Origin of the sequence: Oerskovia sp. Root22 (assembly GCF_001429135.1) — a bacterium.
Lineage (GTDB): Bacteria > Actinomycetota > Actinomycetes > Actinomycetales > Cellulomonadaceae > Oerskovia > Oerskovia enterophila.
Genome location: NZ_LMIL01000008.1, coordinates 163,713 through 184,204 on the forward strand (window position 1 = coordinate 163,713; position 20,492 = coordinate 184,204).

Here is a 20,492-nt window from a genome sequence, read left to right on the forward strand (position 1 = left end):
GGTTCCGGGCCTTCTGCGTTGTCCGGGGCCTGCCGGACTACAGGCAGCCGCCCGCTACCCAGTCGGAGTTCGCGGTCGCGAAGTCGGGGTCGGCCGTGGGGGACAGGACCCGCATGAGGATGACCTGCTCGGGAGTCCCGGCCGGCTGCAGCCCGTCCTTGTCGCCCTGGGTCTCGAAGACCAGGTGGCCGTCGGGGCCGGAGAGCCACCAGACGTTCGACACCGGACCAGGGTTCCCCGCGACCAGGTTCGGGTAGGTGGCCTGCAGCGTCGCCAGGTCCGTGCCGATGCCGACGCCCTCGGCGGTGCGCGGTCCAGCCTGGAGGACGTCGATCCAGACGACCCCGGAATCGGTGACCTCGACGGCCGTCGGATACCCGCCGTCGGCCCCGGGGTAGGTCGTGACCCATCGGCCGGGGTCTCCGTCGCCCATGTCCGCGCACTCGTCGGGCGACCACCGGATCATCGCAGCCCCGGGGTTCGACTCCGGAGGGACCCCGATCGCGAGAGGGCCGAGGCCCGCGGTGCTGATGATGAGGTCCTCGAACGCAGGAAGTGGCTCGGCAGCGGGTGCCTCGGTCGACGGGGGATCGGCGCTCTTCGGGGCTTCCGCGGACGGTGTGGGGGTCACGTCGCGCGGCGTGGTGGCGCTCTGGGACGGGGCGCTCGACGAGGGGTCTTCTGCCGGGGTGGGGCTCGCGCAACCAGCGAGCGCCAGGGCAACGACCGCCGCGCTGACGAGAGCTCGACCGCGAAATCTCATGTCGTACCACCCTTGACGCTTCCACGTTCAGCGTACGCGCAGCGCTCGGCCGTGAAGCGGAACGATGCACGAACGCAACCTCGGGCGGAGCGCGAGGGGCTCCAGCTCCCGTGGTCGTGCTCGGCATCCTCGGTAGGAGCGGAGTCCCGGACCGACCCCCGTGAGCCACCACCTAGGCTTGTCCCATGTTCACCTTCGGCCGTCGTCGCCCCGTCACCTACGTCCTGGGCCAGCCGGTCAAGAGCTTCCCGGAGATCGCTCCCCAGGTCGAGCGGGGCAACATCCTGCGCATCACAGAGATCGGCGAGCCGGTCCTGCACACCCCGTGCCGTGAGGTGACCGAGTTCGGCACGCCCGAGCTCGCGCAGCTCGTCGACGACATGTTCACCACGATGTTCGTCGCGGAGGGCGTGGGCCTCGCGGGGCCGCAGGTCGGCGTGGACCTGCGGATCTTCGTGTACGACGTCGAGGACGAGAACGAGGACCGCCACGTCGGGCACGTCGTCAACCCCGTGCTCGAGGTCTTCGACGGACCGGGCGACGAGATCGAGGAGAGCGACGAGGGCTGCCTCTCGATCCCCGGCGCCTACTCGCCGCTGGCTCGCCCCGTGAAGGCGACCGTCCGCGGGTTCGACCAGCACGGCAACCCCGTCGAGCTCACGGGCACGCACTTCTTCGGCCGTGCCCTCCAGCACGAGGCCCAGCACCTCGACGGCACCCTCTACTTCGACCACCTGGCGCCCGCGGCCCAGGAGGCCGTGATCGCCGAGATGCACCAGGAACGCCCCGGCATCCTGGAGGAGCGCCGCGAGCTGTCCGACGCGCTGGGCAAGGCGCCCGCCGAGTACCCGGCCGAGCCCCTGCGCTGAGACCAGTCCTCCGGGTGGGCCCTGCACAGCGGGCCCGGCCCGACCGGCCCACCCCGCCCTGGACCCGAACACACGAGAGCCCCGCCCGGGAGCCGCAGCAGGTGCTCTGCGGACGGCTCCCGGGCGGGGGCCTTCGTACGTTCGAGGTCAGCCGCGCTGCGCGCGACGGCTGACGAGCACCGCGCCGACGCCGGCGGCGAGCAGGGCTGCGGCCCCGGCGGCGATGAGCATCGCGTTCGAGCCGGTGGCGGCCAGGCCGTCCTTCTCGGCGGCGACGGTGTTCGAGACGGGGACAGCGCCGTCGACGGTCACGGGATCGGTGCCCGCAGGACTCTCGGCGCCCTCGGGGACCGTGGTCGTCGGCGTCGTATCGGGCACCACGGTCGTCGGGTTCTCGGCGTCGTCGCCGCTTGCCGGAGGCGTGGTGACCTCGTCCGGTCCCTGGGGAGTCCCGGGGACTGCGGGGGTCTCCTCGTCGGTGGGGAGCTCGGCTCCCGGGACCACGGGGGTCAGCGGGGTCGGGGGCTCGGGCGGCGTCGTCGGCGTGCACACGGGCTTCTGCCCGCCCTCGCCGAAGTGCTCGTTGTACTCGGCGACCTGGACCCAGGTCACGCAGTAGCCGTCGGGGAACGCGGCAGCGGCACCGCTGAAGTCGTAGAAGCTCGTGCCGATGTACTTGCCGGACGGCTGGTTGTTGAGCGACTCGAAGTGGGTGCCGAAGCTCTGGGACCCGGTCCCGTCGAGCGCGGTCGCGCGGTAGTTCACGTGGCCGCCGTCGACGTAGGCGGTGCCCGTCGGCAGGGTCACGCCCCCGGCGGTCACGGTGTACGGGGTCGGGTCGTCGGAGCCGCCGGCGAACGCGATCGCGGGGGTGGCCGCGAGGATCGCTGTCGTCAGGAGGGCGACGGGTACTGCGCGCATCAAGGAGGACCTTTCCGGGGGGAGGGGTGCCCTCGGCTCAGGGGTGCGAGCGGGGCTGGCCAGATAGTGAACTGGACGGTTGTTCAGTTCACCGTACTCTCCCGACATGCCTGTCTCCACCACCCAAACCGGACATGTGAGCGCTAAACGTACCGTTACCCGGGTGAATGTGGAAGCGCTGCCAAACTGTTGGCAGTCCTTCCGGTTCCGGGCCTCTCGGCCCTCGGTGCGGAGGTCCCCCAGGCCGAGGTGCGCCTCGTGCGAAACCTCCGCTGCGTCGTCGGGCAGGGGCTCCAGATGCTCCGGGCAGTCAGGCCGCGGCGACCGACCGGTCACCCCCGAGCGGGACGGCTCAGAGCGTCGCCAACCACTGCACGACGGCGTCGCTCACCGCCGCGTGGTCGTTCCGGACGTCGTGTGCCCCGGGCAGGCGAACCTGCGTGACGGGGCCGGGGATCGCTGCGACGTGCTCGTCGAACTCCTCGGGCGAGCCGAACGGGTCGGTCGTGCCCGACACGAACAGCACGGGGACCGCGAGCTGCGGGAAGTGGTCGACGCGCAGCTTGTCGGGCTTGCCCGGCGGGTGCAGGGGGTAGCTCAGTAGCACGAGCCCGGCTGCGGGCAGCCCCTCGGCCACGGCGATCGAGCACATGCGCCCGCCGTACGACCGTCCGCCGAGCACGAGCCGGTCCGGCGCGAAGCCCTCCTCGGCCGCGAAGCGCCCGGCCTCCTCGACGAGGTGCGCGACGGCGACCGGCGCACGGTCGGGCATACGCCTGCCCGCGATCCGGTACGGGAAGTCGACCCGCCGCACGGGCAGCGGCTCCACGGCCTCCTCGACCGCGACGAGCGTCGGGTGGTCGCGCCCGGCCCCGGCGCCCGGGGTGAGGAGGAGCCCGCCGACCGCTGGAGCTGGGGATCGCGTCATGGGTCCAGTGTTGCAGCGGCGGGCTGGTCGGTGCCGAGCATGCGGTCGCCGTTCCTCGAGCATGCGGTTGTCGTCCGTCTCCTGGGGATTCCGGACGACAACCGCATGCTCGGCCAGAAGGGCGGGGCTGCCGTCGAGCACGAGGTTCCGTGCGGTCGAGCACGAGGTTGCGGTCGCGGACGTGCTCATATCGACCGCAACCTCGTGCTCGGCACCCAGCGCCTAGAGCCCCGCGAGCAGCTCCTGCATCTCCGCGATCTCGGCCTCCTGCGCGTCGATGATGGCCTGCGCCAGCTCGCGCGCCTCGGGGTTCTCGCCGTCGGCGAGCTCGGCCTCGGCCATGTCCACGGCACCCTGGTGGTGCGCGATCATGCCCTCGAGGAACAGTCGCGAGACCGTCGTGGCGTCCGCGTCCTCGAGCGCCTGGATCTCCTCGTCGGTGAGCATCCCGTCCATGGAGTGCCCCGAGTGGTCGCCCGTCGACCCGGCTCCCCACTCCTCGAGGAACCCGTTCATGCGCTCGATCTCCGGCGCCTGTGCACCCTCGATGCGGGTTGCGAGGTCGACGACCGCTGGGTCGACACCGTTGGTGTCGAGCACGATCCGTGACATCACGAGCGCCTGCTCGTGGTGCGGGATCATCATCTGCGCGAACATCACGTCCGCGTCGTTCGCCGAGGCGTCGGCTCCTGCGTCCGGCGTGCCCTGCGAGGTGTTCTCGCCCATGTCGTGGCCCTCCATGTCTCCCGTTGCGCCGTCGCCCCCGTCGGCGCAGCCCGCGAGGAGCAGCGTCGAGCCGAGCGTCAGACCGATCGTGGCCCTGGTCAGGGTGTGCTTGTTCATCAGTGGTCCTTCAGGTGTGTCGGTGTGCCGCGAGCCCTCGCGGCGGTGATGGCGTGCTGCGGCCCCGTCCGGGCCGAGCTCCTATCTCCGACTGATCCCGAGCGCGACGAGAGACGGCGGACGCAGCGCCCACCCGGGCCGCGACCAGGGTGCGACGATGCGCGCGAGGTGCGTGACGCCGTCGGGCAGGCGACGCCACAGCGCCGGGCCCGCGAGCGACACGAGCGCGACGAGCACCATGAGGCACATCGCCTCGAGCTCGCCGTGCCCCGTGCCCGACGGCGCCACCTCCTCCGCGTCGACGTCGCCCGCCGTGTGGCTCGCCGGGCTCGTCGTGCCTGCGGCGGCCGTGTGCGTCGTGCCGTGCGTCACGGGGCTGCCCGACATCTGGTGCATCCCGACGAACCCGCCGAGCAGCACCAGCATCCCGAGCAGCACCGCGAACCGCCGGACGAGGCCGGAGGTTCGCGGGGGCCGCAGTGCGGACGACAGGCCGGGCACGGGGCTCAGGACGCCGCCACGCGAGCCGGGTCGAGGTCCAGCCGGCGCAGGAGCTGCGCGTTGAGGGCCACGATCACGGTCGACAGGGACATGAGGAGCGCGCCCACGGCCATGGGCATGACGAACCCGACCGGGGCCAGGACGCCCGCCGCGAGCGGCACGGACACCAGGTTGTACCCGGCGGCCCACCACAGGTTCTGCTGCATCTTGCGGTAGCTCGCCCGGGACAGCTCGATCACGGACAGGACCGAGCGCGGGTCGTCGCTCGCGAGGATGACACCGGCCGATGCGATGGCGACGTCGGTGCCCGCGCCGATCGCGATGCCCACGTCCGCCTGGGCGAGGGCCGGGGCGTCGTTGACGCCGTCGCCGACCATCGCGACCTTGTGCCCACGGGCCTGGAGCTCGGAGACTTTGTCGCCCTTGTCTCTCGGACGCACACCGGCGAAGACCTCGTCGATGCCGAGCTCGTCCGCGACCGACTGCGCCACGGCCTGGGCGTCACCCGTGATCATGACGACGCGGATGCCGCGACGGTGCAGGGCATCGATCGCCTCGCGGGACTCGGGCCGGATCTCGTCGGCCAGGGCGAACGCGCCGAGGATCACGGCGCTGCCCGCGGGCCCGCCGGCTGCCTCGTCCGAGAGGGCGAGCGCGTGCAGGACCGTCGCGCCCTCGCTCTCCCACGTGGCGGCGTCGGGCAGGGGAGACACGCCGTGCTCGCGCAGGAGCGACGGGCCGCCCACCGCGACCCGGCGGCCGTCCACGAGACCCGAGACGCCCACGGCCGTCGAGGACCGGAAGTCCTCGGCGCGCGGGACCCGCACGCCCCTGTCCGCGGCAGCGCCCACGATCGCGCGCGCCAACGGGTGCTGCGAGTCGGCCTCGACGGCCGCGGCCAGCGCGAGGAGCTCGTCCTCGGTGCCCGACGCCACGGTCAGGTGCGTCACGACAGGCTCGCCCTTGGTCAGGGTGCCGGTCTTGTCGAACAGGACGGCGTCGACCGTGCGCATCTGCTCGAGCGCCATGCGGTCCTTGACGAGCACGCCGGCCTTGGCCGCGCGCTCGGTCGAGATCGACACGACGAGCGGGATCGCGAGACCCAGCGCGTGGGGGCATGCGATGACCAGGACCGTGATGGTCCGGATCAGGGCGTCCTCCGGTGTGCCCCAGATGCTCCACGCGACCAGGGTCAGGACCGCGGCGCCCAGCGCGAACCAGAAGAGCCAGCCCGCGGCACGGTCGGCGAGGCGCTGGGCGTGCGACGACGAGGCCTGAGCCTCGGCCACGAGGCGCTGGATGCCCGCGAGGGCCGTGTCGTCGCCGACCGCGTCGACCGTGACGCGCAGCGCCTGGTCGGTCGCGACCGTCCCGGCCACGACGTGGTCGCCGACCGTGCGGCGCACCGGGCGCGACTCGCCCGTGATCATGGACTCGTCCACGTCCGCGGTGCCGTCGGAGACCACGCCGTCGGCGGGCACGCGCCCGCCAGGGCGCACGACGACGACGTCCCCCACCACGAGGTCCGTCGGGGACACCGTGGTCACCTGGCCGTCGTCGCCCACGCGCTCGGCCTCGTCGGGCAGCAGGGCCGCGAGCGACTCGAGGGCCGAGGACGACTGCGCGAGCGAGCGCATCTCGATCCAGTGGCCCAGCAGCATGATGACGACCAGGAGCGCGAGCTCCCACCAGAAGTCGAGCTCGTGCGACAGGATCCCCAGGCTCGCGCCCCACGACGACACGAACGCGACCGTGATCGCGAGCGCGATGAGCAGCATCATCCCGGGCTTGCGGGCCCTGAGCTCGTCGACTGCGCCCGTGAGGAACGGTCGGCCGCCCCAGACGAACATGATCGTGCCGAGGACCGGCGAGACCCAGGCGATGCCCGGGACGTCGGGCAGCGAGTAGCCGATGATCGACGCGAACATCTCGCTCGCGAGGACCGTGGGGACCGCGAGGGCCAGCATGATCCAGAACAGGCGGCGGAACATCGCGACGTGGCCCGAGTGGCCGCCGTGTCCCGCGTGGGCCGAGTGGTCCATGCCGGGCATCGCGGCCATGTCGTGGCCGGCGTGACCCGCGTGCTGTTCGTGCGCCTCGGGCGAGGCGTCGTGCGTGCGCCCCGCGTGCCCGTCGGTCGCGTGCGAGTGACCACCGGGTCTGTGGTCTTCGTGCGCGTCGTGGTCCGTGGGCGCCATCGTCGTCCCCTCCTGTGTCGGGATCCTCGAGCGTTATACCCCCTAGGGGTATCTCCGACTTCCGATAATGCCCCAGCGTGACCAGCGCGTCAAGAGGAACGCGGACCGACTCCGCTCAGGCCGACTCGTCGCCCGGTGACTCCTCCTCGGAGGCGGGCTCCGGCGTCGGGCGCGCGCGGGCCGCGCGGCGGTCGAGCGCGAACCACACGCCCAGTGCCACCACGGCGAGCGCGATGATCAGCAGGGGCTCCGACACGGAGCGCGAGAAGGCCAGCAGGCTGGACTGCGCCTCCGTGGTCACCGACGTGGGCAGCAGCCCCGGCAGCGAGGCGAGCCCGTTGGTGGTCAGGAACAGCACGCCCACCGTGATCAGCAGGAGCCCGGTCGCCACCGACGTGCTGTGCAGGCGCAGCGGCCCCATCTGCCATGCGCGCCCACGCAGCCGGGCCCGGCCGCGCGGCCCGAGGCGCTCCCAGGACGCGGCGATCGCGAGCAACGGGACGACCATGCCCGCGCCGTACACCGCGAGCATCGACCCGGCCAGCACGGGCGACTGCTGCGTCGCGGCCAGGGTCAGGACGGCGCCCAGGATGGGGCCTGAGCAGAAGCCCGCGACCCCCGAGACCGTGCCGAGCAGCAGGGCGCGCACCAGGCCGGTACGCCGGCCGGCCGCGCCCCGGACGGCGTCGACCCCAGGCATCAGCCGCGCGGCGTCGAACCCGATGCCGAGGACCTGGAGCGCACCGAACACGATGACCATCCACCCGGCGACCAGGATGAGGACGTCGCGGTGCGTCGTGACGAGCGCGCCGACGGCGGACACCCCCAGGCCCAGCGGCACCAGGGTGAGGGAGAGTCCCACGAAGAACACGCCGCCGCTCAGCAGGAGCCGGGTGCGGCTGCCGGTCGTGGCGGCGAAGAACGCGGGCAGCAGCAGGGCGCCGCACGGGCTCAGCAGGGCCAGGGTGCCGCCGAGGAACGCGGCCAGGAGGCCGAGCTCCACGGCTCAGGCCCCGGCCCGGGAGAGGGCGCGGTCGAAGGCCTCGACGAACACCTCGGTGGGCATGGCGCCCACGAGGGGCTCCCCGGACATGAGGAACGTCGGTGTGGAGTACACACCGATGCTCCCGGCCTCGTCGAGGTCCGCCTGCACCAGGGCTGCGACCTCGGGGGAGCGGAGGTCGGTGGCGAAGCGCTCGGCGTCCAGGCCCAGCTCGGCTGCCAGGGCGATCAGCGCCTCCTCGCCGAGCTCGGCCCCCGACCGCTTCTCGCCGTCTGCGAACAGGGCCTCGTGGTAGTCGAGGTAGCGGTCCTGCTGCCCGGCGGCGGCCGCCGCGCGCGAGGCGCGCAAGGAGTCCTCGCCGAAGATCGCCAGGTCTCGGAACTCGATCCGCAGGTCGCCCTCTTCGACCCGCTCGAGCATCGCGGGCTGGGTCGTCGCCGTCCATGACGCGCAGTAGCCGCACTGGAAGTCCGAGTACATGACGAGCGTGACCGGGGCGTCCGCCGGACCGACGGCGCGCGGGTCGCCGTCGGTCCGGCGCGCCAGGTCGAGGGAGACCTGCTCCTCAGGTTCGCCGGACGCGGTGGCGCCTTCCGTCGTCGGGCCTTCGGCTGCTGGGGCTGCGCCGGTGCCCTGCAGGCTCAGGGAGAGGATCGCCAGCAGAGCCGCGATCGCGACGACGAGGGACGGGACGAGCCAGCGGGGGCGCCGAGCGGTTGCGGAGGTCATGACTTCCTTCGGTCGAGGGGGCCTCCATGCGGCGGCGGAACCGAGTTCCTCTATGCGGCATAGAGTTCTTCTACGTGTCATAGTAGACGGGTGACCAGCATGATCACGACCGTCCGGCCACTGTCTGCCCCGCGCCGGGCGCTCCTCGCCCTCAGCGCCTGGGGGCCCCGGCAGTGGGGCATCGCCGCGGCCGCCGCGCTCGCGGTCGCCCTCCTGCTGGGCGTCTCGACCGTGCTCATCCCCAACCCGGTCTTCAGCCGCGAGATCGCGGTCGTCGCGTGGAACTACCCCGTCTGGATCGTGACGTCGGTCCTCTCGGGGATGCTCGTCGGCACCTACGTGCGCCAGAGCCCCGCAGCGCCCACGGCCCCCACCGGTGACGACGCGCAGCCCGGGACGAGCGGGGCGCCCGACCGGTCGGGCAAGCTCGGCATGGCGGGCGGCGTGCTCGCGTGGTTCGCCGTGGGGTGTCCCGTGTGCAACAAGCTCGCGCTCCTCGCGCTCGGCTACTCGGGCGCCATCACGTGGTTCGCGCCCGTCCAGCCGTACCTCGCGATCCTGGCGCTGGCGCTCACCGGCGTCGCGTTGTTCGTGCGCCTCAGCAACCAGGTCGCGTGCCCGGTGCGCTCGGCGGTGGCCCGTGGCTGAGACCGTCGCGCCTCACCTCGGCGGCCTGGAGCGCCGGGTCATGGACATCCTCTGGGACTGCCCGCACGAGCTGTGCACGCGCGAGGTCCTCGAGCAGACCGAGACCGAGCTCGCCTACACGACGATCGCCACCGTCCTGACGAACCTGGCGCGCAAGGGCATGGTCGAGAAGGTCCTGTCCGGGCGCACCTGGGCCTACCGGGCGTTGCGCTCGCGCGGCGAGTACGTGGGCGCGCTCATGACCCAGGCGCTGCGCACGAGCGAGGACCACGGCGCGCCGCTCGCGCACCTCGTCGCAGCCCTGCCCGCAGCGGATCGCGACACGCTCCGCGCGCTGCTCGCCGACGGCTGAGGGCGGTGCGTCTCCGCGGCCCACGCTCGTCGGTGGCCGCGGGCGCGGTTGGTCTTGCGCCGGCTGCTACTGCGCCGCAGGCACGCTCGTCACTGCGCCGCAGGCACGCTCGTCACGGTGGTCAGGAGGAACGCCGAGTCCTCGAGCGCCGTGACGGCGTGCCGCTCGTGCGTGAGCACGCGCAGCTCGCCCGTCCCGACCTCCTCGTCGCCACCCAGCGCGGTGACCCGCACGCGCCCGCGCAGGACCTGGATGCTCGCGGCCGGGGGAGCGTTGTGCTCGCCCAGCTCGATGCCCGCGAGGATCGCGATGATGGTCTGGCGCAGGACGCCGTCGTGCAGCACGACCTCCGCGCTGCGGCCGTTGTCGCCGTCCCGGGCGCGGGTGAGGTGCGCGTCCGTGAGCAGCTCGAGGTTCGTCATGAGGGGCTTCCGTTCGGGTGGGGGACGGGTGTCGGGGCCCTCCCATCATGGCCGCAGGGCGTCCGGTTCGCCCGGTGTGCGTGAGTGCCCGACGGCGTCGCGCGCCCCGCGCTGGCGTCGTGCTCGGGCGTCCCACCGTGCCGTGCTCCGCGCCGGCACCTGCCTGTGACGGCCGTCACTCGATGCCCGACCGGCGTGCGCTCGGGCGGCGGGTACCTGAAACTGGGTGGATGCACGCTCCCACCTTCGTCGACGTCTGGCAGCTCCTCGACGACGCCGACCGAGCACGACTGGCCGAGATCGACGAGACGCAGAGCGAGATCCTGACCTTCCTGCGGACGACGCCCATCGAGGACGTCGACGCGCCCATGTTCTCCGAGCTCCAGGTCGAGCGGCTGCGGGTCTACCGGGGCGCGCTCGAGCGCTCGGGAGCCGCGGAGGAGGACACCGAGGACGCTGCGTCGGCCTAGCCGACCGCGAACCGGCGACCCCGTTGACTGCGGTCAGAGCCCGAGCGGTCGGTCGTAGTACACGTTCAACCGCACCTCGTCCCCCGCCACGGTGACGTTGGAGCAGACGCGGCGCGCGGTGATCCAGCTTCGTCCGGTGCACGTCTGGCCCGCGGGGGCTGCACTCGCGGCGAGGTCGGCGGGTGACTGCCCCGGCGGGCCGGACAGGGTCAGCTCGCGCCAGCAGCCACCCGAACCGCACCCCATCCCGTCGGTCGTGATCGTGACACCCTGCGGGAGCGCGGGGACCGCGGAGCGGGCGGGATCCCTCCCTCGTCGGACTCGGCCAGGAGGATCGCCCCTGCCTCGTAGGTCAGCGCGAGGCCCACGAGCGTGACGCACGCGACGACGACGGCCTTGGTCCGGGACACCTGAGCATCGTAGGGCGCGGTCCCCGACGACTGCGTGAGGGCCGGCTCGGTCAGGCGGTCGAGGCGCCGGGCCCATGGGGCGAGCGCCCCCGCCCGCGGCGAGCGTGTCCGCCTGCGCCCGCTCCCGGTGCGCGGGAGAGTAGGGGGCATGCAGATCCTCTCCTCGATCGCGACGGCGCTGTTCACGGCCGTCGCGACGATCGTCATGGTCCTCCTGCTCGCGGCGACGGCCCGCAGGGTCCTGGGGGTCCCGGTCGGGTGGATCCGCTCGATCCTCATGACGGTCTTCGTGGTCTCGATCGGGTCGTGGGGGCTCACCGAGGGGTTCCAGCAGCTCGGCGTGCAGGAGGCCGACGGGTCGCTCACGGTCCATCCCGGGGTCGTGCTCGTGATCATCGTCCTCGCGTGGGCGTGGTCGTTCGTGATCGGCCTCGGGCTGCTGCTCGTCCTGGAGCTCCTGGTGCCGACGGGCAGCATCCCGACGCCCTGGCGCGCTGTCGTCGAGCTCCGCAGCGGGTCCAAGGACATGTGGCGCTACGCGCAGATCATGGGGATCATGCTGCGGCACGGGCTGGGCGGGTTCTTCGGCCGCGGGGCGCGCCGGCGCAGCCACCAGCGGACCACGGACACCGAGGAGCGGGCCGTGGCCCGCGAGCTGCGGGCCGCGCTGAGCGACGCGGGCGTGACGTTCGTGAAGCTCGGCCAGATGCTCTCGACGCGCGCGGACCTCCTGCCCGCGGTGTACGTCGAGGAGCTGTCCCGGCTCCAGAGCCAGGTTCCGCCCGCCCCCTGGGCGCAGATCGAGGGCATGGTCACGCGGTCGATCGGCGCCCCTGTGGACACGGTGTTCGCGCACTTCGACCCGGACCCGATCGCGTCGGCGTCGGTCGGCCAGGTGCACTGCGCGACGCTCCTCGACGGCCGCGAGGTGGTCGTCAAGGTCCAGCGGCCCGGGGCCCGCACCCAGGTCCTGGGCGACCTGCGGATCGTGCTGCGGATCGCGCGCCGGCTCCAGCGCGACACGTCCTGGGGTCCGTCGCTGGGCATCATGGACCTCGCCGAGGGATTCGCGGCCTCCTTGCGGGAGGAGCTCGACTACACGACCGAGCTCGAGAACACGCTCAACGTGCAAGGGGCGCTCGCGACCATCAGGCGCTCGCGGCGGCACCCGCTGCCCGGCCTGCACCAGGGCGAGGACCCCGACGCGAACGTGCCCCTCGTCGAGATCCCGCGCGTCTACCCGGAGCTGTCGAGCTCGACGCTCCTGGTCATGGACCGCCTCGACGGGACGCCCGTCGGGGACGCGGCCGAGCTGCTCACGACGTTCGACGACGACGCGCGCCACGACATCGCGGCCCGCCTGCTGCGCGTCACGCTCGACCAGATCGTCGTGACCGGGGTCTTCCACGCCGACCTGCACCCGGGCAACGTCCTGCTGCGCGACGACGGCTCGCTCGGGCTGCTCGACTTCGGGTCGGTGGGCCGGCTCGACGAGGCCGAGCGGGTCGCGCTCGCCGCCGTGCTGCTCGCGGTCGAGGCCGACGACTCGATCGCGGCGACCGACGCGCTCATCGAGCTCCTCGACCAGCCCGAGAGCTTCGACGAACGCCGGTTCGAGCGCTCGGTCGGCCAGCTCATCCTGCGGTTCCGGGGCGGAGGGGCCGCCAACAGCGGGTCGCTGTTCGCCTCGATGGTCCGGCTCGTGAACGACGCGGGCATGGGCGTGCCGCCGCAGGTCGCCGCGGCGTTCCGCACCATCGCGTCGCTCGACGGGACGCTGCACGTCCTGTCCCCGTCGTTCGAGCTGGTGTCCTCGGCCCGCGACGAGGGCGAGGAGCTGCTGCGCAACATGGTGAGCCTGCGCAAGATCCGTGCCAAGGCCGGGTCCCAGCTCCTGGCGTTCGCCCCGTCGATCGAGCGCCTGCCGCGGCGCCTCAACAAGATCACGTCCGACCTCGAGGCCGGGAAGTTCACGGTCAACGTCCGGGCGTTCTCCGACCCCGGTGACCGGAAGTTCGTCACGAGCCTGGTGCAGCAGGTCATCTCGACGATCATCGCCGCGGCGAGCGTCGTGGGCGGGGTGTTCCTCCTGATCGCGGAGAACGGCCCGCAGCTCACGAACGACCTGAGCTGGTACTCGGTCTTCGGCGCCGTGATGCTGTTCGTCGGTGCGGTGCTCAGCATCCGCGTGCTGATCTACGCGTTCCGCGGCGCGCCGGGGGACCGGGGCGCCAGGGAGTGGTAGGTCGCGGGACGGGGGCCCGGGTCTCCGTGAGCGGGAGACGTCGTGCTGATGCGTCCCCGGGCCGCTAGCGTGCGCTCATGTCCCGCCGCGAGCTCGTCGTCCTCGGCACCGCCAGCCAGGTGCCCACCCGGACGCGCAACCACAACGGCTACGTCCTGTTCTGGGACGACGAGGCCGTCCTGTTCGACCCGGGCGAGGGGACGCAGCGGCAGATGCTTCGGGCGGGCGTGTCGGCGACGGACCTGACGCGGATCGCGATCACGCACCTGCACGGTGACCACAGCCTGGGGCTGGCCGGCGTCGTACAGCGGATCAGCCTGGACGGCGTGCCGCACACGATCCCGGTGTCGTTCCCGGCGTCGGGCGCGGCGTGGGTCGACCACCTGATCGACGCCACGTCGTACCACCACCGCGCGGGCCTGGAGCTCCAGCCGCTGGCCGACGACGGGGTCGTCTGGCCCGTGCGCCCGGAACAGGGCTTCACGCTGCGCGCCGAGCGGCTCGAGCACGGTGTCGAGGCGTTCGGCTACCGGCTCGACGAGCCCGACGGCCTGCGCATGGTGCCCGCGCTCCTCGCCGCGGCCGGCGTCGCGGGCCCCGCGATCGGGGTGCTCCAGCGCGAGGGGAGGGTGGTCACGGGCGACGGGCGGACCGTCCGGCTCGAGGACGTGAGCGCCCGGCGCCCGGGGCAGTCGTTCGCGTTCGTCATGGACACGCGCCTGTGCGACGCGGTGTTCTCGCTCGCGCGCGGGGTCGACCTGCTCGTGATCGAGTCGACCTTCCTCGACCGGGACCGCGAGCTCGCGCACGCGTTCGGTCACCTCACCGCGCTGCAGGCGGCCACGGTCGCGGCGGAGTGCGGCGTCCGGTCGCTCGTCCTCACGCACTTCTCGCAGCGCTACCAGGACGCGGGGGAGTTCTGGGCCGAGGCCAGGACCGTGTTCGACGGCGAGCTCACGGTCGCCGAGGACCTCGACCGGGTGCAGGTCCCGCCGCGCGTGCACTGAACGGTGGCGCGGTGCGCACCTGGTCCCGGAGCCGGTCGACCGAGGTGGGTGCAGGCATGCGGGGAGCAGGCCCCGGCGGGCCCCGGGGAAGCGCCCGCTCTCCGGGTCGTCGGTGTCCCTGGCGGGTGCCCGCGACCGCTACCCTCGGACGGTGCCCGACCTGCCTGGAGTGCCCGACGACGACCGCACGCCCCGCCGCATCGGCTGGGGCTGGTTGGCGCTGTCGGTGCTGGCGGCGGTCGTGGCCTTCCTGGCTGTCGCGGTCCAGGTGCGGCGGTGCGTCGAGGACCCGTCCGGTGGCGAGGCCCTCTGCACGACGGGCCCGGCGCTCGGGACCGGCGGCTGGATGGTCGGTCTCGCGGGGGCGTGCCTGGCGGTCTACTCGTTCCGCCGAGCGTTCGCCCGCCGGTAGCCCCGAGCACCCCTGCCTGTCGTGCGTCGAGCACGAGGTTGCGGTCGCCCCGGCCGTTCTCACGACCGCAACCTCGTGCTCGACCGCGCGGAACCTCGTGCTCGGCACCCGGTCCCAGCGACCCGTCAGTGCCTCCCGCTACCGTCGCTCGCATGGCTGATCGCGCGCACGGAGACCCCACCCCGCCCACCGACTCGTCGGTCGACCGCGAGGACTGGTACGGCCGCGACCTCGATGGCGAGACGTTCGAGCACGTGGCGTTCGGCGACTGCGACTTCTCGGAGATCACGACCACGGGTGCCACGTTCACCGGGTGCACGTTCCGCAACGTGCGCTTCAACGCGTCGACCCACACGGACTCGGCCTTCGCGAACTGCACGTTCTCGCGCTGCTCGTTCTTCGACACCACGTTCACGCGCTGCAAGGCCGTCGGCTCGGTGTTCACCGAGTGCAGCTTCGACCTCCTGAAGGTCGTGGGCGGCAACTGGTCGTTCGTGGGTCTCCCGGCAGCCGACCTGCGCAGTGCGACGCTGACCGGCGCGCGGTTCCGCGAAGCGGACCTGACGGGTGCGCGCTGCCAGGGCGCGGTGCTGCGAGACCTCGACCTGTCGGGTGCGTGGCTGCACAAGGCCGACTTCACGGGGACAGACCTGCGGGGCAGCGACCTCCGTTCGCTCGACCCGCTGTCGAGCACCGTGCAGGGGGCGATCGTCGATCCTGCTCAGGCGCTCGTCCTCGCCGAGTCCCTGGGGCTGGACGTCCGGACCCACTGACCGGTCGCCAGCCGCAGCACCGGGGCCCCGCTGAGAGACACGTCACCGTCGCGTCATGATCGCGTCCGGGGCGTGTCTCTCTTCATGACGGGCACCTCGTGGCAGGCACGGGGCGCCCCCGATCGTGCGCCCGGCGTCATCGCCGGGACCCCGGAAGGACGCCCATGGCGACGACGAGCGAGCAGAACCTCGAGGCACTGGCCGACGAGGAGCTCGTCGACGCCGTGCGGCAGGGCTCGCGGGACGCCTACGGGGTCCTGTGGACCCGGCACGCGGGCGCCGGTCGCGGCGCGGCCCGCCGGGTCACGTCGTCGTTCGACCCGGACGACCTGGTCCAGGAGTCGTTCGCGCGCATCCTGAACGCGATCCAGGGCGGGCACGGGCCGACAGGTCCGTTCCGGCCCTACCTCTACCAGACGGTCCGCAGCGTCGCGATCTCCTGGTCGCACGCGCCGCTCCCGATCGCCGTGGAGGAGGTCCCGGAGGTCGCCGACCCGGTCGACATGGCCGACGGCGTGGTCGAGGGCTCGGTCACCGTCACGGCGTTCAAGGCGCTCCCCGAGCGGTGGCAGGCGGTGCTCTGGTACACCGAGGTCGAGGGCATGGATCCCCGGGAGGTCGCCCCGCTGCTCGGGCTGAGCGCGGGGTCCGTCTCGGCGCTCGCGTACCGGGCGCGCGAGGGCCTGCGTCGGTCGTGGCTCCAGGCGCACGTCAACGCCGCCGCGGTGCCCGAGGAGTGTCGCTGGGCCGTCGAGCTGATGGGCGACTACAACCGCGGTGCCCTGAGCGCGCGTCAGAAGGACCGGTTCGAGGAGCACCTCACGGGGTGCCTGTCGTGCTCGATCCTCGTCGAGGAGGTCGACCAGGTCGCCTCCCGCCTGGGTCTGCTCCTGGTCCCGCTGGTCCTGGGGGTCCCGGCGGTCCTGGGCGGAGGCTCGTTCGCGCTGGGCGGCGCGGCGGGCGCGGCACCGGTGGGGACGTTCGTCGGCCCGACGGCGGAGCTCGCCTCCTCAGGGCCCGCGGGCTCGGGCGGAGCGTCGGGTGGGTCCGGCCCGCTGGGCGCGGCGACCTCGGGGGCCGGGGCGACCGCGGGTGGCTTCTCGGGCGGGCTCGTGCTCGCCCTGGTCGGTGCGGGCGTCGCGGCCGGTGTGCTGGTCGTCGCGCAGCCCTGGGCCGCAGCGCCGCCGGCGGTCGCCGAACAGCTCACCGCGGAGAGCGACTCGCCAGGATCTGCCGACGGGGCGACCAACGACCCCCTGGCCCCCGGGACGACCGACCCCGCGGGCATCCCGGACGGCGGGGCGGCCGAGCCCCCCGAGGCGGGCCGGCCCGAGGCCCCGGGCCAGGGGCCCTCGGGTGGGACCGGCTCGTCAGGTTCCCCGGGGACGGGCTCCTCGCAGCGACCTCAGGGCACCGGCGCCGGACCCGAGGCGCCTGTCGTCACCGAGCCGCCCGTCGATCCGGTGGACCCCGTCGGGCCCGTGCCCCCGGACACGGTCGACCCGGTGGATCCCGTCGACCCCGTCGACCCCGTCGACGTCCCGCCCGTCGCGCCGACCCTCGTCGCCCCGGCGCCGGGCGAGCTGGTCTTCCTGCCCGAGCTCTCGGGCACCGGGGAGGCCGGTGCGACAGTCACCCTGACCGGCACCGACCCGACGGGGACGTCGTCCGTCCTGGCCACCGCGGAGGTCTCGCCGGCCGGAACGTGGCGCGCGACGCCGTCGGGCAGCGGGGGAGGCTGGGACAGCCTCATCGTGACCCAGGAGCGCGGCGGGCTGACCTCCGAGCCGACCACCGTCCAGGGGCCGTTCACGTTCGCGCTGCCCACGATCCTCACGCCCGCCGACGGGTCCGTCCTGGGCTGGGCGCCGTCGATCGACGTCCGGATCGAGGGACGTGCCGGGATGACCCTGCAGGTCTTCGTGGACGGAGTCGCCACGGGCAACCTGCACGGCGCGAACGGCCGCCCGCTCGACCGCGTCGTGTCGGGGCTCGCGCCCGGCGAGCACTCGATCGGGCTGCGCTACGTCCGGGCGACCGGCGGCAGCGTGGTCGAGGCAGGGCCGACCGTGACCTCGACCTTCACGATCGCGGGCTGACCCGCCTCAGGACTCCTCGGCGGGGCGACGCACGACCGTCACCGGGCACGACGCGTACTCGACGGCCTGCCGGCTGACCGAGCCGAGCAGCAGCCGGTCGAACCCGCCTGTGCCACGGTTGCCCACGACCAGCCGCTCGGCGCCGCGGGCCGCGTCGATCAGGCCCTTGGCGGGCTGCGCGTGCACGACGCTGCGCTGCAGCCGGTCCTCGGAGAGGTCCGCGCCCGCGGCCTCGAGCGCGCGGTCGAGCTGCTCGCCCGCGAACTTCTCGTAGTCGTCGATCGGAGGAGTCCAGCCCCACGAGTCCGGCAGCGGGGCGAGCGTGACGATCTGCCAGCAGAACACGGCGTCGAGCACGGCGCCCGTGCGGCGGGCGACCTCGAGGCCGTGACGCAGCGCGTGCACCGAGGTGCGCGAACCGTCCACGCCCACGACGACGCGCGGCACGCTGCCGTCCGTCTCGGGGTCCTCGTCCTCCTCGTTCGACCGGACGACCGTGACCGGGACCTGAACGGCCCCCTGCACGACGGCCGAGGACACCGACCCCAGCACCAGCCGCCCCAGGCGTCCCAGCCCGCGACGCCCGACCACGAGCATCTCGGCGTGCTCGGCCCGAGCCAGCAGCGCGGCAGCGGGCGACCCCTGGACCTGCTCGGCGTGCGTGATCGTCTCGACCCCGGTCCGGTGCCTGGCCTCGTCCAGGAGGGTCAGGACCTGCTCCTGCTTGAGGTCCGCGAGGTGGCTGAAGTCGGAGGGCTCCGACGGGCGCGGACCGTCCTGCCACGAGGGCTCCCACGCGAGGACCGCGGTGAGCGGCACCCCTCGTGAGCCAGCCTCGACCAGGGCCCAGTCGAGGGCCTCCTGCGACTGGACCGACCCGTCCACACCGACGACCACGTCACGCATCGACGTCACCTGCTCTCTTGCTCGACGACCGTCCAGTGCGACTGTGCACCGTCCGCACCACCCATCTTGGTCGTTCCCGACGGCCACGTCACGCCTGGGCGTGTCTGCTTGATCACGCCTCGGCGTCAGCACCGGACGACGGGCGCGGACGGGTCAGAACCGAGGCCCGTCGTCGCCGTGCAGGAGGTTGCGGATCGGGGCCGTGGAGATGTCCAGACGGTCCACGAGGTCGGTCGGGCCGGAGACGATCACGGCCCGGTCGCCGACCGGGACGTACACCGCGACCGTCCCCCGGACCGCTACGCGCACGCACGGGTGCGAGACGTCGTCGAGCACGAAGGCCGTGCGCTGCAGCGCCGCGAGGTCGACCTCCTCGACGATCGCCCGCATCGCCGAGCGGTAGTCCTGGTACGCGTCGGCGAAGTCCGCCCCCGTCGGGCCCTCGGCCCCCTCGGGGACGTCGCTGTGCAGGGGCGAGGCCAGCGCCCCGCTGAGCGCGGCGCGCACGATGTCGTCGATCTGCTCGGGGTCGTCGGTGCCGACGCGGAGCGTCTCGACGTCGACCGCCTCGCCCACGAACGACACGTAGGCGCGCAGGAACCGCTCCTCGGTGGGGTCGCGGTCGTCACCCGTCCCGGTGACGGTCTCCTCCTCGAGGTCCAGCCCCCACGTGAGCGGGTCGGTGATCTCGCCCACCACGCCGCTGAAGCGTGCGAAACGGGCGACGATCTGCTCCCACGACTCATGGGCGCCTGCTGGTTCGTCCGGCTTGTGCATCGTCCTCCCTCGGACTGGCGGGTGCCCCTGCCACGAGCCTGCCCTCGCGGTGCTCCCGGGTCAACGATGCTGGCGGCGCGCCGGGAACGCACGTCGGGGACCGGGTGAGTCCACCGGCCGGGACGCCTGGTCCGCCCGCCGGGACGTCCCCCTGGGCTGCACGGACGCGTGCCAGTCTCTGGGCATGACCCAGGGGAGCACGCGACCTGAGCGGCGTCCGGCAGGACGTCGACGACGCCGCGGCCCGGGCTGGGTCCCCGACCAGCACGGCGCGTGGGCGATGCTCGCGGTGCCGCTGCTGGTCGGCGTCGTCCTCGGCGGTCCGGCCTGGGTGCACGTGCCGCTCGCGGTCCTGTGGTTCGTGGGGTACTTCGCGTTCTTCGCCGCGGGCCTGTGGCTCAAGTCCCGCTTCAGGGCGCGGTACCTGCCGGCCGTGCGGGCGTACGGGATCGCGACGGTCGTCCCAGCCGTCTCGGTCCTGGCCCTGCGGCCCGACCTCCTGGTCTGGGTCCCGCTGTTCCTGCCGCTGCTCGGGGTGAGCCTGTGGAGCTCGTACCGGCGGCGCGAGCGCTCGCTGCTCAACGACGGGGCCACGGTGCTCGCGGCGTGCCTCATGCTGCCGGTCGCGTTCGTGGCCGGGACGGGTCCGGCGCCGGACCTGTGGCCGGGTGTCTCGCTGCCCGACGGCGTCACGGGCCTCGCGGGGATCGGCTGGCCCCAGGTGTGGGCCGTCTTCGTGCTCGTGCTGGCCTACTTCGCGGGGACGATCCTCTACGTCAAGACGCTCGTCCGGGAGCGCGGCGAGCGCTCCTACCTGGTCGCGTCGGTCGTCTACCACGTGGCCGCAGGGTTCGCCGTGAGCGTGGCGCTCGCAGCGGCCGGGCTCGCGTGGTGGCCCGCGGTGCTGCTGTTCGCCGGCCTGACCGCCCGGGCGGTGTGGGTACCGAGGACCGGGGTGAAGCCCCTGCAGTTCGGGATGGGAGAGGTCGCCGCGAGCGTTCTCGTCCTGGTGGTCGCGCTCTGGCTGCCCTCGACCCTGGCGGTCGCGGGCGCCGCCTGACCTGGCCCGACGCCCCTGGAGACGAGGGCCCGAGGGGCGTGGCGCCGTCGGACCGGACGCCCCGCGGGGGTCTGTCCAGGCTCCCCGTCGACGCTCGGCCGAAGGTCACGGAGCGACCCCCTCGTCACGCCCCTGGCGAACAAGGGCATATCCGTG

At 73.2% G+C, this 20,492-nt stretch carries 22 protein-coding genes; 10 read left to right on the forward strand and 12 right to left on the reverse strand.

Going from position 1 to position 20,492, the window contains the following annotated elements:
• Positions 1-37: 37 nt before the first annotated feature.
• The gene (locus tag ASE15_RS09485; RefSeq protein ID WP_157277193.1) at positions 38-763 is read right to left on the reverse strand and encodes a hypothetical protein; all 726 of its coding nucleotides are present in this window, start codon (positions 761-763) and stop codon (positions 38-40) included.
• Between the two features lie 185 nt (positions 764-948).
• On the opposite strand from ASE15_RS09485, the gene def reads away from it, so the two are divergent.
• On the forward strand, positions 949-1,632 hold the full coding sequence (gene def, locus ASE15_RS09490) for a peptide deformylase (RefSeq protein ID WP_056763018.1): 684 nt from the start codon (positions 949-951) through the stop codon (positions 1,630-1,632).
• A gap of 147 nt (positions 1,633-1,779) precedes the next feature.
• Here the strand turns inward: def and ASE15_RS09495 are convergent, their stop codons facing one another.
• The 7 genes from ASE15_RS09495 to ASE15_RS09525 all read right to left on the reverse strand — a co-directional run bounded on the left by ASE15_RS09495 (position 1,780) and on the right by ASE15_RS09525 (position 8,755).
• A complete protein-coding gene (locus ASE15_RS09495; protein WP_056763021.1) occupies positions 1,780-2,553 on the reverse strand; it encodes a hypothetical protein in 774 nt (257 codons plus the stop codon).
• Between the two features lie 352 nt (positions 2,554-2,905).
• Positions 2,906-3,481, reverse strand: coding sequence for an alpha/beta family hydrolase (locus ASE15_RS09500; protein ID WP_056763023.1), 576 nt, complete (start codon positions 3,479-3,481; stop codon positions 2,906-2,908).
• A gap of 222 nt (positions 3,482-3,703) precedes the next feature.
• On the reverse strand, positions 3,704-4,324 hold the full coding sequence (locus tag ASE15_RS09505; RefSeq protein ID WP_056763026.1) for a DUF305 domain-containing protein: 621 nt from the start codon (positions 4,322-4,324) through the stop codon (positions 3,704-3,706).
• A gap of 81 nt (positions 4,325-4,405) precedes the next feature.
• Positions 4,406-4,825: a DUF6153 family protein gene (locus ASE15_RS09510; protein WP_056763027.1), complete on the reverse strand. Its 420-nt coding sequence runs from the start codon at positions 4,823-4,825 to the stop codon at positions 4,406-4,408.
• Positions 4,826-4,830: 5 nt separating this feature from the next.
• Positions 4,831-7,023, reverse strand: coding sequence for a heavy metal translocating P-type ATPase (locus ASE15_RS09515; protein WP_056763029.1), 2,193 nt, complete (start codon positions 7,021-7,023; stop codon positions 4,831-4,833).
• Positions 7,024-7,138: 115 nt separating this feature from the next.
• A complete protein-coding gene (locus ASE15_RS09520) occupies positions 7,139-8,026 on the reverse strand; it encodes a cytochrome c biogenesis CcdA family protein (protein WP_056763031.1) in 888 nt (295 codons plus the stop codon).
• Between the two features lie 3 nt (positions 8,027-8,029).
• Positions 8,030-8,755, reverse strand: coding sequence for a thioredoxin domain-containing protein (locus ASE15_RS09525; protein WP_056763033.1), 726 nt, complete (start codon positions 8,753-8,755; stop codon positions 8,030-8,032).
• Positions 8,756-8,854: 99 nt separating this feature from the next.
• Between ASE15_RS09525 and ASE15_RS09530 the strand changes: the two genes are divergently transcribed.
• Positions 8,855-9,403: a hypothetical protein gene (locus ASE15_RS09530; protein WP_056763211.1), complete on the forward strand. Its 549-nt coding sequence runs from the start codon at positions 8,855-8,857 to the stop codon at positions 9,401-9,403.
• Positions 9,396-9,755: a BlaI/MecI/CopY family transcriptional regulator gene (locus ASE15_RS09535; protein ID WP_200960537.1), complete on the forward strand. Its 360-nt coding sequence runs from the start codon at positions 9,396-9,398 to the stop codon at positions 9,753-9,755. The genes ASE15_RS09530 and ASE15_RS09535 overlap by 8 nt, the downstream gene beginning before the upstream one ends.
• An 89-nt stretch (positions 9,756-9,844) precedes the next feature.
• Here ASE15_RS09535 and ASE15_RS09540 read toward each other — a convergent pair whose 3' ends face one another.
• Positions 9,845-10,177 (reverse strand): hypothetical protein, encoded by a 333-nt coding sequence (locus tag ASE15_RS09540; RefSeq protein ID WP_056649451.1) that lies wholly within the window; start codon positions 10,175-10,177, stop codon positions 9,845-9,847.
• Positions 10,178-10,407: 230 nt separating this feature from the next.
• On the opposite strand from ASE15_RS09540, the gene ASE15_RS09545 reads away from it, so the two are divergent.
• Positions 10,408-10,647 carry a hypothetical protein gene (locus ASE15_RS09545; RefSeq protein ID WP_056649455.1) on the forward strand — a complete coding sequence of 80 codons (240 nt, stop codon included), beginning with the start codon at positions 10,408-10,410 and terminating at the stop codon, positions 10,645-10,647.
• 209 nt (positions 10,648-10,856) lie between these two features.
• Here the strand turns inward: ASE15_RS09545 and ASE15_RS20805 are convergent, their stop codons facing one another.
• Positions 10,857-11,207 (reverse strand): hypothetical protein, encoded by a 351-nt coding sequence (locus ASE15_RS20805; RefSeq protein WP_157277194.1) that lies wholly within the window; start codon positions 11,205-11,207, stop codon positions 10,857-10,859.
• Between ASE15_RS20805 and ASE15_RS09555 the strand changes: the two genes are divergently transcribed.
• The 5 genes from ASE15_RS09555 to ASE15_RS09575 all read left to right on the forward strand — a co-directional run bounded on the left by ASE15_RS09555 (position 11,206) and on the right by ASE15_RS09575 (position 17,593).
• Positions 11,206-13,302 carry an AarF/ABC1/UbiB kinase family protein gene (locus ASE15_RS09555; RefSeq protein ID WP_056763037.1) on the forward strand — a complete coding sequence of 699 codons (2,097 nt, stop codon included), beginning with the start codon at positions 11,206-11,208 and terminating at the stop codon, positions 13,300-13,302. The two genes, ASE15_RS20805 and ASE15_RS09555, sit on opposite strands and share 2 nt — an antisense overlap.
• A gap of 77 nt (positions 13,303-13,379) precedes the next feature.
• Entirely contained in the window at positions 13,380-14,309 is a 930-nt protein-coding gene (locus ASE15_RS09560; protein WP_056763038.1) for a ribonuclease Z, read from the forward strand.
• 151 nt (positions 14,310-14,460) lie between these two features.
• Positions 14,461-14,721: a hypothetical protein gene (locus ASE15_RS09565; protein WP_139107801.1), complete on the forward strand. Its 261-nt coding sequence runs from the start codon at positions 14,461-14,463 to the stop codon at positions 14,719-14,721.
• A 152-nt stretch (positions 14,722-14,873) separates the two neighbouring features.
• Positions 14,874-15,494 (forward strand): pentapeptide repeat-containing protein, encoded by a 621-nt coding sequence (locus tag ASE15_RS09570; RefSeq protein ID WP_056649471.1) that lies wholly within the window; start codon positions 14,874-14,876, stop codon positions 15,492-15,494.
• 164 nt (positions 15,495-15,658) lie between these two features.
• Entirely contained in the window at positions 15,659-17,593 is a 1,935-nt protein-coding gene (locus ASE15_RS09575; protein WP_056763040.1) for a sigma-70 family RNA polymerase sigma factor, read from the forward strand.
• A 6-nt stretch (positions 17,594-17,599) separates the two neighbouring features.
• Here the strand turns inward: ASE15_RS09575 and ASE15_RS09580 are convergent, their stop codons facing one another.
• Both ASE15_RS09580 and ASE15_RS09585 read right to left on the reverse strand, forming a co-directional pair.
• Complete coding sequence (locus ASE15_RS09580; RefSeq protein WP_056763216.1) at positions 17,600-18,499, reverse strand: universal stress protein; 900 nt, start codon at positions 18,497-18,499, stop codon at positions 17,600-17,602.
• Positions 18,500-18,652: 153 nt separating this feature from the next.
• A complete protein-coding gene (locus ASE15_RS09585; protein ID WP_056649477.1) occupies positions 18,653-19,276 on the reverse strand; it encodes a hypothetical protein in 624 nt (207 codons plus the stop codon).
• A gap of 184 nt (positions 19,277-19,460) precedes the next feature.
• Here ASE15_RS09585 and ASE15_RS09590 point away from each other — a divergent pair, with 184 nt between their 5' ends.
• Positions 19,461-20,336, forward strand: a complete 876-nt coding sequence (locus tag ASE15_RS09590) for a YwiC-like family protein (RefSeq protein WP_082618344.1) — start codon at positions 19,461-19,463, stop codon at positions 20,334-20,336.
• The last annotated feature ends 156 nt before the right edge of the window (positions 20,337-20,492 follow it).